We start from the raw sequence: 14,387 nt of genomic DNA, 5'->3' as shown, positions 1-14,387 counted from the left end.
TTATTTTTTGGTTTTGTAAATTATTTATATAGACCATTTTGGGCTATCAAACTTTGTTATTTTTTGGCTTCTACTTAAGATTTCAGATAGTGGCGTAATAACAAAATTCCGATTCATGAATCTAGGGTGAGGTAATGTTAATTCCTCGTCAAACGTATGAAAATCTTCCCACCAAAGAATATCTAAATCGAGACATCTTGATAGCCATTTCTTACCCTTTGGCGTCTCTTCTCGCCCGAAAAATCTCTCTAACTTTTTTAGCTTTTTTAAAAGTAATTTCGCTTTTTTATTTGATGGTTTAGGAAAAGAATTACTTTTTATAAGTAATAGAGTATTTAAATAGTTTGGCTGCTCATTTTCAACACCATGGGGTAATGTCTCATAGATTGAAGACCAAAAAAAGTTTGCATGAAATTTGCTTTTCTGTACTTTTTTTGTGTTGGAACTATCTCCCCATTCATTGACTATTTCCTCTATTTTTGGTTTGCAAATTAATAGTGACTCAAGAGGGCTTCCGAATTTACTATCAATATTTGCTCCGAGGGATATACATAGTCCATTTTTGATATTAAGATTTGATAATTCCACTACAAAAAACAAAGTTATTGGATAAATTCTATATCAGGCATTTTTAAAGTGATTTTGAACACCGAGTTAAAAGAAAAAGGAAAAATAAAAGATTTAATGAACTCAAAGGATTCTTTTCGAGCTTTTCCTTTGGCGGCAATTACAGGCCATAGCTTATTGAAATTATCTTTGCTTTTGGCAGCAGTTGATCCGAGTTTAGGAGGAGTGATTATCGCTGGCGGAAGAGGCACTGGTAAGTCAGTATTAGCAAGGGGTTTACATACTTTACTCCCTCCTATAGAGGTATTAGATAATGAATCAATACTGGAAACTCTATCTAAGAGAAATAGTAATACTTCATTAAGACCTATTGGTAGGAACCTTGATCCAGATAAACCAGAGGAATGGGATATTAGTACTAATAAATTGTTAGAGGAAGCAATTGGAAGTGATTATTTGAATCAAATTGATGAAATTCCAAAAAAAGTAAAAGAGGCTCCATTTATTCAAGTTCCCATTGGTATAACTGAAGATAGACTTGTTGGATCAATTGATGTCGCTGCCTCATTAAGTACTGGAGAACAAGTGTTTCAGCCTGGAATTTTAGCAGAAGCTCATAGAGGTGTTCTGTATATAGACGATATAAATTTATTGGATGATGGTATTGTAAATTTAGTTCTTGAAGCTATAGGAAGAGAGCAAAATAATATTGAAAGAGATGGTTTGAGCCTTTCTCATCCTTGTAAGTCCCTTTTAATAGCAACTTATAATCCTGAAGAAGGTGCTTTAAGAGATCATGTTTTAGATCGTTTTGCGATTGTTCTTTCCGCAGATCAATCTATTGATAATGCGCAAAGAGTTGAGATTACAAAATCTGTTTTATCACACGCAGAAAATAATATTAAATTTTCAGAAAAATGGTCGGAAGAATCCGATAATTTATCTACTCAATTAATTTTGGCAAGGCAATGGCTAAAGGATGTCAAGATAACAAAAGAGCAAATAACCTATTTAGTGAATGAAGCTCTTAGGGGAGGAGTAGAAGGGCATAGGTCAGAATTATTTGCAGTAAAAGTAGCAAAAGCTAATGCAGCTCTTCGAGGCGATGAGAATGTTAATTCTGAAGACCTAAAAGTCGCAGTAAGGTTAGTTATTCTTCCACGAGCAATGCAAATACCTCCAGACGATGATGATATTCAACCACCCCCTCCAGAGGATCAGAGCCCCCCACCCCCACCTCAATCAAACAATGAAGAATCTGAACCTGAGACTAGTGAAAATGATAATGAGCAAGACCAAGAACAAGAAGAAGATAATTTTGATGGAGAAGAAGAATCTACTCCCGAAATACCTGAAGAATTTATATTAGATCCTGAGGCATGTATGGTCGATCCAGATTTATTACTTTTTTCATCAGCTAAAGCAAAATCAGGAAATAGTGGAAGTAGATCAGTGATATTTAGTGATAGTAGAGGAAGGTATGTGAAACCTATAATTCCAAGAGGTAAAGTAAAAAGAATAGCTGTAGATGCGACTTTGCGAGCAGCAGCTCCTTATCAAAAATCTAGAAGATTAAGGCATCCTAATAAATCAATAGTTATAGAAGAAAATGATTTTAGAGCTAAGCTTCTTCAAAAAAAGGCGGGTGCTTTAGTCATTTTTCTTGTTGATGCTAGTGGATCTATGGCTCTTAATAGAATGCAAAGTGCTAAAGGTGCAGTTATCAGACTTTTAACTGAAGCATATGAGAATAGAGATGAAGTTGCTCTTATTCCTTTTAGGGGTAATCAGGCCGAAGTGCTTTTACCTCCAACAAGATCAATAACTGCGGCAAAAAGAAGATTGGAAACAATGCCTTGTGGTGGTGGATCCCCTTTGGCACACGGACTGACACAATCAGCAAAAGTAGCAAAAAATGCTCTTTCAACAGGAGATATAGGTCAAGTTATTGTTGTGGGGATTACTGATGGCAGAGGAAATGTTCCATTAGGATTATCTCTAGGACAAACTGAAGTTGAGGAAAAAGAAATTGATAATGCTAATCTAAAACAAGAGGTTCTTGATATCGCTGCAAAATACCCCATGCTTGGGATAAAACTCCTAATAATTGATACAGAGAGAAAATTTATAGCGAGTGGATTTGGTAAGGAATTAGCAGACGCAGCTCAAGGGAAATATGTCCAACTGCCAAAAGCCACAGATAAAGCAATCGCGGCTATGGCTTTAAATGCCATAAATGAATTTTAGATATTACTTATGGATAAATTTCATTAAGAAATTTTGAAAGGCCAATAGTTAAATCTCTTATTGATTTGGTTAATTCTTTGTCTTTAGTTAATTTTTCGAAATCATCGCTCATATCATTTATTTTGCTGGAGATAGATCTTGCACTATTAATTGTTAGCTTAATATCATCCAGGGTTTCTTTGTTATCGATAGTAGACAAAATGTTATTCAAATGATTGGCAGCAATTGTGATTTCTTTTATTAAAGGTTCAACTCTTAGTATTTCTTGTTTCGATAAAAAGATTAATTCATCAAGATTTTCTTGTGTTCTATCAAATTGGTCAATTGATTTGACGATGTTCTCAATTAAGTTTTCTTGATTTGATTCTTTCAAAAGTTGATTTATTTTATTAGTTATATTTGAAAGACTTGATAGTTGTTTCCCCGTTATAGTATCTCCTTCACAAATAATTAATTTTTTATTGCATTTTTCTGATAAAGGTTTTGAGATGTTTTTAGGAAGTGATTTTTCACTAGTTTCTAGAGCCACTTGTACATCTCCTCCAAGGAATGAATTTGTTACTACTCTTGCAAATGCAGGCTTAGGAAGAATGATTTCAGGATTATTTAAAACTATTTTTGCTTTAATTGATTCATTAGTAAACAAGATATCTTCAATAGATCCTACTAAAATCCCTCTGTAAGTAACTGGAGATTTTTTTGATAAACCGCTTGCGTTATTGAATTCAGCAAAGAGATGCCAATTTTTTGAAGATAATCTTACTCCTCTTAGCCAAAAAGAAAAAAATGTAAATACTAAAATTCCTCCCAATAAGGAAAATCCAACAATTGAATCTCGTAAACTTCTACGCATAATTTCTAAATGTCTTTGGGTTGCATTGGACCATCAAGTTTTCCATTCCTAAATTGAAATACATAGGGATCATTACTTTCTTTAAATTCATCAATAGAACCTGCCCATCTAAATTTACCTCCGTAAAGCATTAAAACTTTATCAGAGGTCCTTTCTATAGTACTAAGAACATGGCTAACCACAATAGATGATCCGCTGGCTTTATCATTTGTCTTGTTAATTAAATCTTCAATTCTTGATGAGGCAATTGGATCAAGACCTGCAGTCGGTTCATCAAAAAGTAATAAAGGTTTAGTTTTTGAATTAAGAGTTTGATCTGTGATTAAAGCTCTAGCAAAACTTACCCTTTTTTGCATACCTCCACTTAGTTCATTGGGAAGTTTATTTTCAACATTAAATAATCCTACCTCTTCCAAACATTCGCATACGATTTCATGAACTGACTTTTTTGATAGGTTTTTATTTCTTTTTAGGAGAAAACCAACGTTTTCTTCAATAGTTAAAGAGCCTAGTAATGCGGGGTTTTGAAACACTAGTCTTACGTCAGGAGGATTATTTTGATCTAGTCTCAAATATGTCTGTTTTTCACCGAAAATTTTTAATTCTCCTCTTGTAGGTAAAATGAGGCCGGCTAGTATTTTTAAAATTGTTGATTTACCTGAACCTGAGGGCCCAACAATAGCTAATTTCTCACCATGACTAAGTTCAAAATTCAATTTATTAAGTACATTAATTTCTCCCCAGCTTATTGAGAGGTTTTTTGTTTCAACTGCATAGTTTGATCTTTTCAAAACAAATATAAAGAAAAAAAGTCATCTCATATTATATTTTGCCTATTTTTAGGAAATAAAAAAGGTTGTATGAATTTGACTTATAATAAATGTGTAATTTTTAAATGAGAAAATAATAATTTAAGAGGTTTTTAATGAATAAGCGAAAAAAAAGAGTAAGAAGGTTTTATAAGAATTACAAAAAGTCTAACTTCGTTTTTATTAATAAAATCATAAGAATTTTGAGTTGGCTTTTACCTGGACTGGTAATAAAAAGGTGGATGCTTACATCTGCAATAGGATTTCTTACTTCATTACTAGGCCTGACGATTTGGACTAATTTAAGCCCCCTTTATTGGTTTACTGAGATATTTTTTGGTCTATTGACAGGTTTAACCAAAATCTTACCCATTTCATTACTTGGGCCATTAATTTTTGTTATTGGACTTTTATTAATCGGGATTGGACAAAATAGAAGTATTAATTCAATTCAAAAAGCTCTTGTTCCAGAAAAAAGTACTTTTTTAGTTGATGCATTAAGAGTAAAGAGTAAATTAAATAGAGGTCCAAACATTGTTGCAATCGGAGGAGGCACCGGCTTATCTACTTTATTAAAAGGTTTAAAAAATTACAGCAGCAACATAACAGCGATAGTAACAGTATCAGACGATGGGGGAAGTAGCGGAATTCTTAGAAAACAATTAGGTGTTCAACCACCAGGAGATATTAGAAACTGTTTAGCTGCCCTATCAAACGAAGAACCAATTTTAACTAGATTATTTCAATATAGATTTTCAGAAGGAAGTGGTTTAGAGGGACATAGTTTTGGAAATCTATTCTTGTCAGCTTTAACAACAATTACTGGTAGTTTAGAAAAAGCAGTACAAGCCTCGAGTAAGGTTTTAGCGGTGCAGGGACAGGTTCTGCCGGCAACAAATATTGATGTTAGGTTGTGGGCCGAATTAGAGGATGGTGAAAAAATTTTTGGCGAAAGTAATATCAGTAAATCTAAAAAACTAATTTCAAGGATTGGTTATTTACCGGAAAATCCTTCTGCTCTTCCGAGTGCTCTCGAATCTATAAAAGAAGCCGACTTAATTATTCTTGGACCAGGTAGTTTGTACACTTCTTTATTGCCGAACTTATTAGTCCCAGAAATAGTAGATGCTTTATTAAAAACCGATGTTCCTAAAATTTATATAAGTAATTTGATGACTCAGCCTGGAGAAACAGATGGACTTGATGTTTATCAACATATTAAATCAATAGAAAAACAATTATCAAATTTTGGAGTTAATACTCGGATTTTTAACGCAATATTATCTCAGATTGAATTTGAAAAGTCTCCGTTAGTAGACTATTACGAAAGTAGAGGTGCAGAACCTGTCAAATGTGATAAAGAACAACTCTTATCTGAAGGCTACTATGTTTTACAAGCACCATTATACTCAAGAAGAATAACTCCAACACTTAGACATGATCCAAGGAGATTAGCAAGAGCAGTGATGTTTATATTCCGAAAATTAAAGAAATTAAATTGATAAATTAATACGCATCTTGAAGTTCATAAAAGTCTGGCTGAATATAATCTTTTCGTAATGGCCATCCTCTCCAATCTTCAGGCATTAATAGTCTCTTTGGATTGGGATGATCAACAAAATTTATTCCATACATATCAAAAGTTTCTCTTTCTTGCCAATCACTTCCTTTAAAAATTTTATACAAACTGGGGATTGATAAATCAGAATCTCTTTTTAAAAAAACTTTTAACCTGACTTCCTTAATTTTTTCAATTTTTTGTAAATCATCAACAGTTATAAAATGGTAAAAACTAACAAGATTTTTTCCTGGTCCCTCATCATATCCTCCTTGACATTGCAGATAGTTGAAACCGTAATTTCTCAAGGCAGATGCTGCCTCATATAATTTGTTAGGTTCCACAGCAATGTTTTCAATTCCTATATGATCATCAGATAAAGATTGATTTGGAATTCCATCTTTAGACAAAGATTGGCTTATAAACCCTTCTTTTTCTATTGAAGTATCTGAGATTTTGGCTAAACCGTCTTTTTCCATTAATCTTCTTCAGTATTAATAAGTTCAGTTTTTTCGGCGTTTTCAGGTAATTCAGTTATTTTTTCTTTATTTGAGGAGGGAATGACCTTAGCTGAAGTTTTGTTTAGATATTCACCTGTATTTTCTGAGAATACGAGATTCATTTTGTGATCATATGTGATGTATCTGTGAGTTTGCTCTGATTTCGTGCGCTCTAAAATTGATTCATTACCAACTTTTTTTCTTAATTTAATTACAGCATCAAAAATTGCTTCTGGTCTTGGTGGGCACCCTGGAAGGTATAAATCAACTGGTATTAATTTATCAACGCCTCTTACAGCAGTTGTAGAATCTGCGCTAAACATTCCCCCTGTGATTGTGCAAGCACCCATGGCAATCACGTATTTTGGTTCAGGCATTTGTTCATAAAGTCTTACGAGGGCAGGAGCCATCTTCATAGTTACAGTTCCTGCAACTATTAACAAATCTGCTTGCCTTGGCGAGCTTCTAGGCACTAATCCAAATCTATCAAAATCAAATCTAGATCCGATTAAGGCAGCAAATTCTATAAAACAACAAGCTGTTCCATACAAGAGAGGCCAAAGACTGCTTAGTCTAGCCCAATTATGAAGATCGTCTAGACTTGTCAATATGATATTTTCGCTTAAATCTGTAGTAACTTGGGGTGCACCAAGAGGATTGCAAGTTCCTTCTCGAATTTCTCTTATTGCTTTTGGGGATAATTGTGGATTCAATTTTTTAACTCCATTCTAAAGCACCTTTTCTCCATGCGTATGCCAGAGCAATAACAAGTATTGCAATGAAAATTAGAGCCTCAATAAAAGCCAATAAGCCTAATCTATTGAAGGCAACAGCCCAAGGATAAAGGAATACTGTCTCAACATCAAATATAACGAAAACCAAGGCAAACATGTAATAACGAATATTAAATTGAATCCATGCTCCTCCTATAGGCTCCATTCCAGATTCATATGTAAGTTTTCTTTCCCCTGTTCTGCCTTTTGGGGCTACGATCAGATTAGTAACTAAAGCTAATACTGGTACAGCTGCAGCAATTAGAAGGAAACCTAAAAAGTATTCGTAGCCAGTTAATAAAAACATTTTAAAAATTAATTTTGAATAAAAGTCGCTTAATTAAGCAAAATCTTTTAAAGTTCTTAAAGAACAATAATAAGCCGTGAGTGAAAACATTCAACCAGCCTCTGAGGAAAACAAAATAGATAAAGAATCTAAGAAAGAAAAACTTTCTGAAAACTCCTTAGGAGTAAATGTTGTACAACATACCACTAATCTAGAACAAAATAGATTCGAATGTAGAAGTTGTGGATATATTTATGACCCTTCTGAAGGAAATAAAAAATTAAACATACCTAAAAATACGTCTTTCTCAGAGTTAGATGGAAACACATTTGCTTGCCCTGTTTGTCGAGCTGGTAAAAATTTTTACAAGGATATAGGTCCTAAATCTAAACCCAGTGGTTTTGAAGAAAATCTAGTTTATGGTTTTGGTTTTAATAGCTTACCGCCTGGACAAAAAAATATATTAATTTTTGGAGGGCTGGCTTTTGCTGCTGCTATGTTCCTTTCATTGTACTCTTTGCATTAATATATATAAATGAAAAAAATTATTACCAGCATCCCCAATCTTCTTTTATCTATTCTTCTTTGTTTTGTATTGAGCAGTTGTTCATCTACAGGGGTAACGATGAATGATAGTAGCCCATGGAAAACAATTCAGTTTGAGGACCAGGCTAATGCTTTAGATGTTGATTTTATAGATAATAAAAATGGATTTTTAGTAGGTTCTAATAGACTTATTATGGAATCTAATGATGGAGGAGAAACTTGGGAGAAAAGAAATTTAGATTTACCTAGTGAAGAGAACTTTCGTCTCCTAGATATTGACTTTAAAGGTCAAGAGGGATGGCTAATAGGTCAGCCTTCATTAGTTATGCATACAATTGATGCGGGAAAGAATTGGACACGTTTATCGCTAGGTAATAAATTACCAGGCCAACCTTTTCTAATTACTACTGTCGATGATGGTGTTGCAGAATTAGCTACAACTGCAGGTGCTATTTATGAAACATTAGATAGTGGTGAATCATGGAGTGCAAAAGTTGTAGACGCTTCTGGTTCAGGGGGTGTAAGAGATTTAAGAAGAACTAAAAAAGGAGATTATGTCAGTGTAAGTAGTTTGGGTAATTTCTTCTCTACTTTGGAAAAAGATAGTGATGCATGGATAGCTCATCAGAGAGCAAGTAGCAAAAGAGTCCAAAGTATTGGTTTTAATCCAGAAGGAAGTTTATGGATGCTTTCTAGAGGAGCAGAAATTAGATTTAATGAAGATACTAATGACTTAGAAGATTGGTCTAAGCCTATTATTCCTATTCTTAATGGATACAATTATCTAGATATGGGATGGGATCCAAACGGTGATATATGGGCTGGAGGGGGTAATGGAACTCTAATAGTAAGTAAAGATCAAGGTAAAACTTGGAATAAAGATCCTATTGCTTCTGAATTGCCAACAAATTACATAAAAATAGTTTTTCTTGACAAGGATGTTTTAGATAATCAAAAAGGATTTGTACTTGGCGAGCGTGGTTATATCCTTAAATGGAATAGCTAACTTTGAAAAAACTTTAGTTAATAGTAAAAAAAAAATTAATTTTTGACAGATTTAGCAACTGTCTGTAACCAACCTGTTAATTTCTTCGCGAACTTATGATTTTACACTGTAAGATCATAAGGTAAACATTTGAGATTATGGCCGCAGGTTCAACGGGTGAACGCCCATTCTTTGAAATAATCACCAGTATTAGGTACTGGATTATTCATGCAGTAACATTACCAGCTATTTTTATAGCAGGCTTCTTATTCGTATATACAGGCTTAGCCTACGATGCTTTCGGAACTCCTCGTCCGGATAGTTATTTCCAATCATCTGAATCTAAAGCACCTGTTGTCACACAAAGATATGAAGCTAAATCTCAACTAGATTTAAGAACAAAATAACAATGTCTAATTCTCAAGCTCCAATGCAGGCTGCGGAAGTCCGCGTTTATCCTATATTTACTGTTCGTTGGCTAGCGGTTCATGCTCTAGCTATTCCATCAGTATTCTTTTTAGGTTCTATTGCTGCTATGCAATTCGTAGCCCGATAAATTTAACTATTATGCAAGTTAACGAAAATCCTAACAAAGTTCCAGTTGAACTTAATCGTACAAGTCTTTATTTAGGCTTATTATCAGTTTTTGTATTGGGAATTTTATTTTCCAGTTACTTTTTCAATTAAATTAAAATTATGAGTAAATTAAAAGGACCTGATGGAAGAATTCCAGATAGACTTCCCGACGGTAGACCAGCAGTGGCATGGGAAAGAAGATGGACCGAAGGAACTCTTCCTCTATGGCTTATTGCTACAGCAGGTGGAATTGCAGTTATCTTCGTTCTAGGAATTTTCTTCTATGGCTCGTACCAAGGTGTTGGAGCTGGAGGTTAAAAATCCTAAGATTGACCTGTAAATCACTTATATCTAATAATTCTAATAAGAATCAGTAAATATCCTAAGTTTCTCTTTTGTAAAACTTGGGATATTCTCTTTTTGGGTTATCAATCCATCTTTTAATGAAAAATGAGACTTACTTTTTGGTCTTTCTTTTTCAATTAATTTAGCTACCTCAAATATTATTTTATTAGCCACTTCAGTATTTGATCTAAGATTGTCCATAACCATCTCTACAGAAACTTCTTGATGAGTTTGATGCCAGCAATCATAATCAGTAACCATAGATAATGAGGAGTAAGCTATTTCAGCTTCTTTAGCTAATCTTGCTTCTGTGTGGTTCGTCATTCCAATTACTGCACATCCCCAACTTCTATACAAATTAGATTCTGCTCTAGTTGAGAAAGCGGGACCTTCCATCGCTAGATAGGTACCCCCTCTATGCAATTGTCTACCGCCAGGAATATTTTTTTCTCCGACTTCACTCAATATACGTGATAAATTTGTGCAGAAGGGATCTCCCATAGTTACGTGTGCCACCGCCCCCTCGTTAAAAAAGGTTGAAGGTCTATTTTTTGTCCGGTCTATAAATTGATCTGGAACCACTATGTCTAATGGTCTTATCTGTTCTTGTAATGAACCCACTGCTGATGGAGCAATAATCCATCTTACTCCTATTGATCTTAGAGCCCAAATATTAGCTTTGTAAGGGATTTCAGAAGGATTTAATCTATGTGTTCTGCCATGTCTAGGAATGAATGCTATCTCTAGATTTCCAAGATTATATACTTTTATTGAATCAGAAGGTTTACCATAGGGAGTATTGATTTCTACTTCTTTTAAGTACTCTATTTGATCCATTGAATAAAATCCGCTCCCACCGATCACTCCTAATTTTGATTTTTCAATTGGTAATAAATGTTCTTTATTCATAGTGATGTAAATGACTTTTAATCATCTGGTACTAATTGGAGGAGGACATACAAATGTTCTTTTATTGAAGAAATGGTTAATGTGTCCGAAATTAATGCCAAAAATTCCTGTTTCAATTATATCTAGAGATTCTCATTTGGTTTATTCCGCGATATTCCCATCGGTGATTTCAAAATCAATCACTCTAGAGGAGAGTTTAATTGATATAAAATCTTTAGCAAAAAATGTAAAAGTATCTTTTATAGAAGAAGAAGTAAAGGACATTGATTTTAATTTAAAGAAAATTGTTTTAAGTAATAGACCTTCAGTTAATTATTCGAAATTGGTGCTTAATTATGGAAGTCAAACAATAATTCCAAAAGAATTTGAGTCTCTAGTTAAAAATCGAAATGCTTTTTCAATTAAACCTTTTTTAAGGGCTTATGAATTAATAAAAAAAGAGGATATCTTTGATTCAGTTAATGAACTTCCATTTGTAATTGTTGGGAGCGGCCTTGCTGCAATTGAATTATCATATGCTTTGAGAAAAAGATGGAGAGATAGACCTTTAAAACTATTATGTGATTCAAGAAAAATTAATAATAAAATTCTAAAAAGTTTACGGAATTCTAATATTGATTTAGTTGAAACCCTTAATTTTAATTATGGAAAGATTCTTTTATGTACTGGGAATTCATCTCCTTTATGGGCACAAAAAAAATTATTAGATTCCGATTCTCGTGGCAGAATAATAACAAATCGGAATTTGCAGTTGAAAAGTTTTCCCGGAATTTTTGCTACGGGTGATTGCGCAGTTGTAGGTTCAGCAAAAAGACCAGCATCGGGCGTTTTTGCAGTAAAAGTTGTGAATACATTAGTACAAAATCTAAAAAAAGATATAGAAGGGAGATCATTAAAAAAGTGGTTTCCACAAAAGATCGGATTGCAAATAGTAAATATATTTCCAAGCCATCATCCAAAGGCTTTTGCTATTTATCGCAATTTTGTTTTCGGCCCTTCTTTTATTTTTTGGATTTTAAAACATAAAATTGATCTCAACTTTATTAAAAAGTTCAGATCAAAAAGGCTAATTATGAAAAGTAGTGAAAAAAATATTTCATTGAATGATTGCAGAGGATGTGCAGCTAAAATTCCTCAGCTTGTTTTGAATAAATCATTAATAAATTCTAATTTAAATTCCTTTGCCTCATCACCTGAAGATTCAGTTGAGATATATCAAAATGGTCAAGATATTATCTTGCAAAGTATAGATGGATTTCCTGCTTTGGTAAGTGATCCTTGGCTTAATGCAAAGATTACTACTTTGCATGCATTTTCAGATTTGTGGGCATGCGGAGCAAAACTTTCATCCGCGCAGGCTTTAATTTCATTACCAAAAGTTGAAAGGGAATTTCAGAGTTACCTCTTTTCCCAATCACTTCAAGGTATTAAAGCAACAGTTGAGGATCATGGAGGTGAATTACTTGGAGGCCATACTTTTGAGGCAAGAAGTTTAGTAAATAAGCCTTATTCATTAGGAATAGATATTTCTTTAACAGTTCAAGGTATTTTAAAAAATGGAGCAAAACCATGGCTTAAATCTGGCATGAATATTGGAGATATTCTCATGATGTCTAGACCTCTGGGCGTTGGGATTTACTTTGCCGGTCAAATGCAAAATATTAATATGCTAGGTAGTTCTTCTGAAGTAATTAATAATTTAGTAAAGAGTCAGCAATATTTGATTGATGAAATTTATCTTTTTCAAAATCAATTTAAAGAATCATTAGTCAATGCTGCGACTGACATTACTGGATATGGATTTATTGGACATCTTAAAGAAATGGTTGAATCATCTAATTTATATAGGCAAAGCAATAATCTTGAACCACTAAAAGTTTTATTAGATCTATTTGCATTTAAAGCTTATCCTGGAGTATTTGATTTAATAAAAAAAGATGTTAAAAGTACTTTTTTTGAATCTAATAAAGAAATTTTTGACAAAATTTATAAAGTAAATAAGCAAAAAAGAATAATTAATTTTTCAAACGAAAATTCATTCGATCAAGAGGCTTTTATCGAGAGAATATCATTACTATTAGATCCTCAAACATGTGGCCCCTTGTTGATTAGTTGCAATCCTAAATATGAAAATGTTCTAAAGGATAAATGGTACAAGGTTGGAGAGGTTGTAAAAATGTAATTAGTTTCTATTTAATTTGTCAATTTCCAAATATCTTAATCTTTTGATTTCCTTTCCCATCTCCTTCCCTGGGTCCCATCCTTCTTTTTTTAATGTTTCTCCATCTTTTTTTGATTTTATGAATTTGTAAATAAATAACCACTTAAACAATTTACGCCAGTATGGTCCTCCATCACAAATTAATAATTTGACTGTCTCATCATTAAGGTTTCTGTCCTCAATAAATTCTGTCCAACTTGATGGAGAAAAATGATTGAAATTTTTTTTGTTTGTATTTAATATCTTTTTGATATTTATATAGTCTTCTAATATTTTTATCTCACTATTATTTACCAAAAATCTTTGACATTCTTTTTCTAAATCTTCTGAATCTTTTAATAAGTAAAGCATATGATTCCCTTTTAACTTCTTAAGCCAATTTAGTCCTCTTAAAAATCTTTTATCGACTTTAATATTTTTATTTAAGATTGAGATAATTTCCCATTTGTGAATTATCGAAATCACATTTGTCAAATTATCGTTTTTCCATATTTCGGCTAGTTCCATCCTTATTCTTATGCCTAGTGCTGGAGGGTAAATCATTTTCTGATAAGTTTCTGAACTTTTCCATGGCCATTGTTTAACTGTTTCTTGAGATTGTTTGAGGGAATTATTTGAAATATTGAAATTTAACCTTGAAGCATATTTTGCACATCTAATTAATCTACTTGGATCATCTGAAATACTATCACTGTGAAGCAAGTTCAATCTTTTACTTTTTATATCAGAAATGCCTCCATAAAGATCATAGATTTTCCTTGTCGAGACCTCGAAGGCTATTGAATTTATAGTGAAATCTCTTCTCTTAAGATCATCCTCAATAGTACTTTTATTTACTGTGGGATTTAAGCCTGGAGCAGAATAAATTTCTTTTCTTGCAGAAGCAATATCAATTTTATAGTCATTAATATTTATTTCTACAGTATTGTATAAATTAAATTCCTTGATTAAACATAAATCTACATTCACAATATTTTTTTTTATAAATTTTGCAAGAGAAATAGAGGATCCTTCAATAACAAGATCAATATCTACAGGTTTAGAAAACGATTTTTTGTGGAATTTACTAATTAATAAATCTCTTAAATAACCGCCAACAAAAGCTACTTTAGTATTGTTATTAGATTCTATGTATTTAGCAATTAGGTTATATAGATTAAATGGAGTTTTAATTAATTCCCCTTGGATGTAATCAGATATATCTCTCATGAG

Annotated in this window: 17 protein-coding genes; 9 read left to right on the top strand and 8 right to left on the bottom strand. The window is 32.8% G+C overall.

All coding sequences use genetic code 11. The features are described 5' to 3' along the window. Window positions 1-24: 24 nt before the first annotated feature. Entirely contained in the window at window positions 25-588 is a 564-nt protein-coding gene (folK, locus tag EU95_RS01405) for a 2-amino-4-hydroxy-6-hydroxymethyldihydropteridine diphosphokinase (RefSeq protein ID WP_032523072.1), read from the bottom strand. 96 nt (window positions 589-684) lie between these two features. On the opposite strand from folK, the gene bchD reads away from it, so the two are divergent. Further along, complete coding sequence (gene bchD, locus EU95_RS01410; RefSeq protein ID WP_052046869.1) at window positions 685-2,814, top strand: magnesium chelatase ATPase subunit D; 2,130 nt, start codon at window positions 685-687, stop codon at window positions 2,812-2,814. A 7-nt stretch (window positions 2,815-2,821) separates the two neighbouring features. Here the strand turns inward: bchD and EU95_RS01415 are convergent, their stop codons facing one another. Together EU95_RS01415 and EU95_RS01420 are read right to left on the bottom strand one after the other, a co-directional pair. Continuing rightward, entirely contained in the window at window positions 2,822-3,667 is an 846-nt protein-coding gene (locus EU95_RS01415; protein WP_032522800.1) for an MlaD family protein, read from the bottom strand. Between the two features lie 5 nt (window positions 3,668-3,672). Beyond that, window positions 3,673-4,458 (bottom strand): ABC transporter ATP-binding protein, encoded by a 786-nt coding sequence (locus EU95_RS01420; protein ID WP_032522799.1) that lies wholly within the window; start codon window positions 4,456-4,458, stop codon window positions 3,673-3,675. Window positions 4,459-4,592: 134 nt separating this feature from the next. On the opposite strand from EU95_RS01420, the gene EU95_RS01425 reads away from it, so the two are divergent. Further along, the gene (locus EU95_RS01425) at window positions 4,593-5,978 is read left to right on the top strand and encodes a gluconeogenesis factor YvcK family protein (protein WP_032522798.1); all 1,386 of its coding nucleotides are present in this window, start codon (window positions 4,593-4,595) and stop codon (window positions 5,976-5,978) included. A gap of 4 nt (window positions 5,979-5,982) precedes the next feature. Here the strand turns inward: EU95_RS01425 and EU95_RS01430 are convergent, their stop codons facing one another. Genes EU95_RS01430 through EU95_RS01440 form a run of 3 tightly spaced genes read right to left on the bottom strand, consistent with a single transcriptional unit; the run spans window position 5,983 to window position 7,614 of the window. Next, entirely contained in the window at window positions 5,983-6,513 is a 531-nt protein-coding gene (locus tag EU95_RS01430; protein ID WP_032522797.1) for an NAD(P)H-quinone oxidoreductase subunit J, read from the bottom strand. After that, window positions 6,513-7,247, bottom strand: coding sequence for an NADH dehydrogenase subunit K (locus EU95_RS01435; RefSeq protein WP_032522796.1), 735 nt, complete (start codon window positions 7,245-7,247; stop codon window positions 6,513-6,515). Before EU95_RS01435 ends, EU95_RS01430 begins: the two co-directional genes overlap by 1 nt. 4 nt (window positions 7,248-7,251) lie before the next feature. Continuing rightward, window positions 7,252-7,614, bottom strand: coding sequence for an NAD(P)H-quinone oxidoreductase subunit 3 (locus tag EU95_RS01440; protein ID WP_011817786.1), 363 nt, complete (start codon window positions 7,612-7,614; stop codon window positions 7,252-7,254). Window positions 7,615-7,690: 76 nt separating this feature from the next. Between EU95_RS01440 and EU95_RS01445 the strand changes: the two genes are divergently transcribed. The 6 genes from EU95_RS01445 to EU95_RS01465 all read left to right on the top strand — a co-directional run bounded on the left by EU95_RS01445 (window position 7,691) and on the right by EU95_RS01465 (window position 10,018). Then, window positions 7,691-8,119 carry a rubredoxin gene (locus tag EU95_RS01445; RefSeq protein ID WP_032522795.1) on the top strand — a complete coding sequence of 143 codons (429 nt, stop codon included), beginning with the start codon at window positions 7,691-7,693 and terminating at the stop codon, window positions 8,117-8,119. Window positions 8,120-8,128: 9 nt separating this feature from the next. Next, window positions 8,129-9,145 carry a photosynthesis system II assembly factor Ycf48 gene (locus EU95_RS01450; protein ID WP_032522794.1) on the top strand — a complete coding sequence of 339 codons (1,017 nt, stop codon included), beginning with the start codon at window positions 8,129-8,131 and terminating at the stop codon, window positions 9,143-9,145. Window positions 9,146-9,282: 137 nt separating this feature from the next. Next, window positions 9,283-9,531: a cytochrome b559 subunit alpha gene (gene psbE, locus EU95_RS01455; RefSeq protein ID WP_002806020.1), complete on the top strand. Its 249-nt coding sequence runs from the start codon at window positions 9,283-9,285 to the stop codon at window positions 9,529-9,531. A gap of 2 nt (window positions 9,532-9,533) precedes the next feature. Further along, a complete protein-coding gene (psbF, locus tag EU95_RS01460) occupies window positions 9,534-9,680 on the top strand; it encodes a cytochrome b559 subunit beta (protein ID WP_025880394.1) in 147 nt (48 codons plus the stop codon). 11 nt (window positions 9,681-9,691) lie between these two features. Further along, complete coding sequence (locus tag EU95_RS09490; RefSeq protein ID WP_002806119.1) at window positions 9,692-9,811, top strand: photosystem II reaction center protein L; 120 nt, start codon at window positions 9,692-9,694, stop codon at window positions 9,809-9,811. Window positions 9,812-9,820: 9 nt separating this feature from the next. Then, window positions 9,821-10,018 carry a photosystem II reaction center protein J gene (locus tag EU95_RS01465; protein WP_032522793.1) on the top strand — a complete coding sequence of 66 codons (198 nt, stop codon included), beginning with the start codon at window positions 9,821-9,823 and terminating at the stop codon, window positions 10,016-10,018. A 42-nt stretch (window positions 10,019-10,060) separates the two neighbouring features. Here the strand turns inward: EU95_RS01465 and mtnP are convergent, their stop codons facing one another. Continuing rightward, complete coding sequence (gene mtnP, locus EU95_RS01470) at window positions 10,061-10,954, bottom strand: S-methyl-5'-thioadenosine phosphorylase (RefSeq protein WP_032522792.1); 894 nt, start codon at window positions 10,952-10,954, stop codon at window positions 10,061-10,063. A 10-nt stretch (window positions 10,955-10,964) separates the two neighbouring features. Here mtnP and selD point away from each other — a divergent pair, with 10 nt between their 5' ends. Then, window positions 10,965-13,136 (top strand): selenide, water dikinase SelD, encoded by a 2,172-nt coding sequence (selD, locus tag EU95_RS01475; protein ID WP_032522791.1) that lies wholly within the window; start codon window positions 10,965-10,967, stop codon window positions 13,134-13,136. Here selD and EU95_RS01480 read toward each other — a convergent pair whose 3' ends face one another. Continuing rightward, window positions 13,137-14,384, bottom strand: a complete 1,248-nt coding sequence (locus tag EU95_RS01480; RefSeq protein WP_032522790.1) for a CCA tRNA nucleotidyltransferase — start codon at window positions 14,382-14,384, stop codon at window positions 13,137-13,139. Between the last annotated feature and the right edge of the window lie 3 nt (window positions 14,385-14,387).

Origin of the sequence: Prochlorococcus marinus str. MIT 9201, from assembly GCF_000759955.1 — a bacterium.
Taxonomy (GTDB): domain Bacteria; phylum Cyanobacteriota; class Cyanobacteriia; order PCC-6307; family Cyanobiaceae; genus Prochlorococcus_A; species Prochlorococcus_A marinus_G.
The sequence above is the reverse complement of the archived record's forward strand: the minus strand, read 5'-3'. Positions and strand labels throughout refer to the sequence as shown.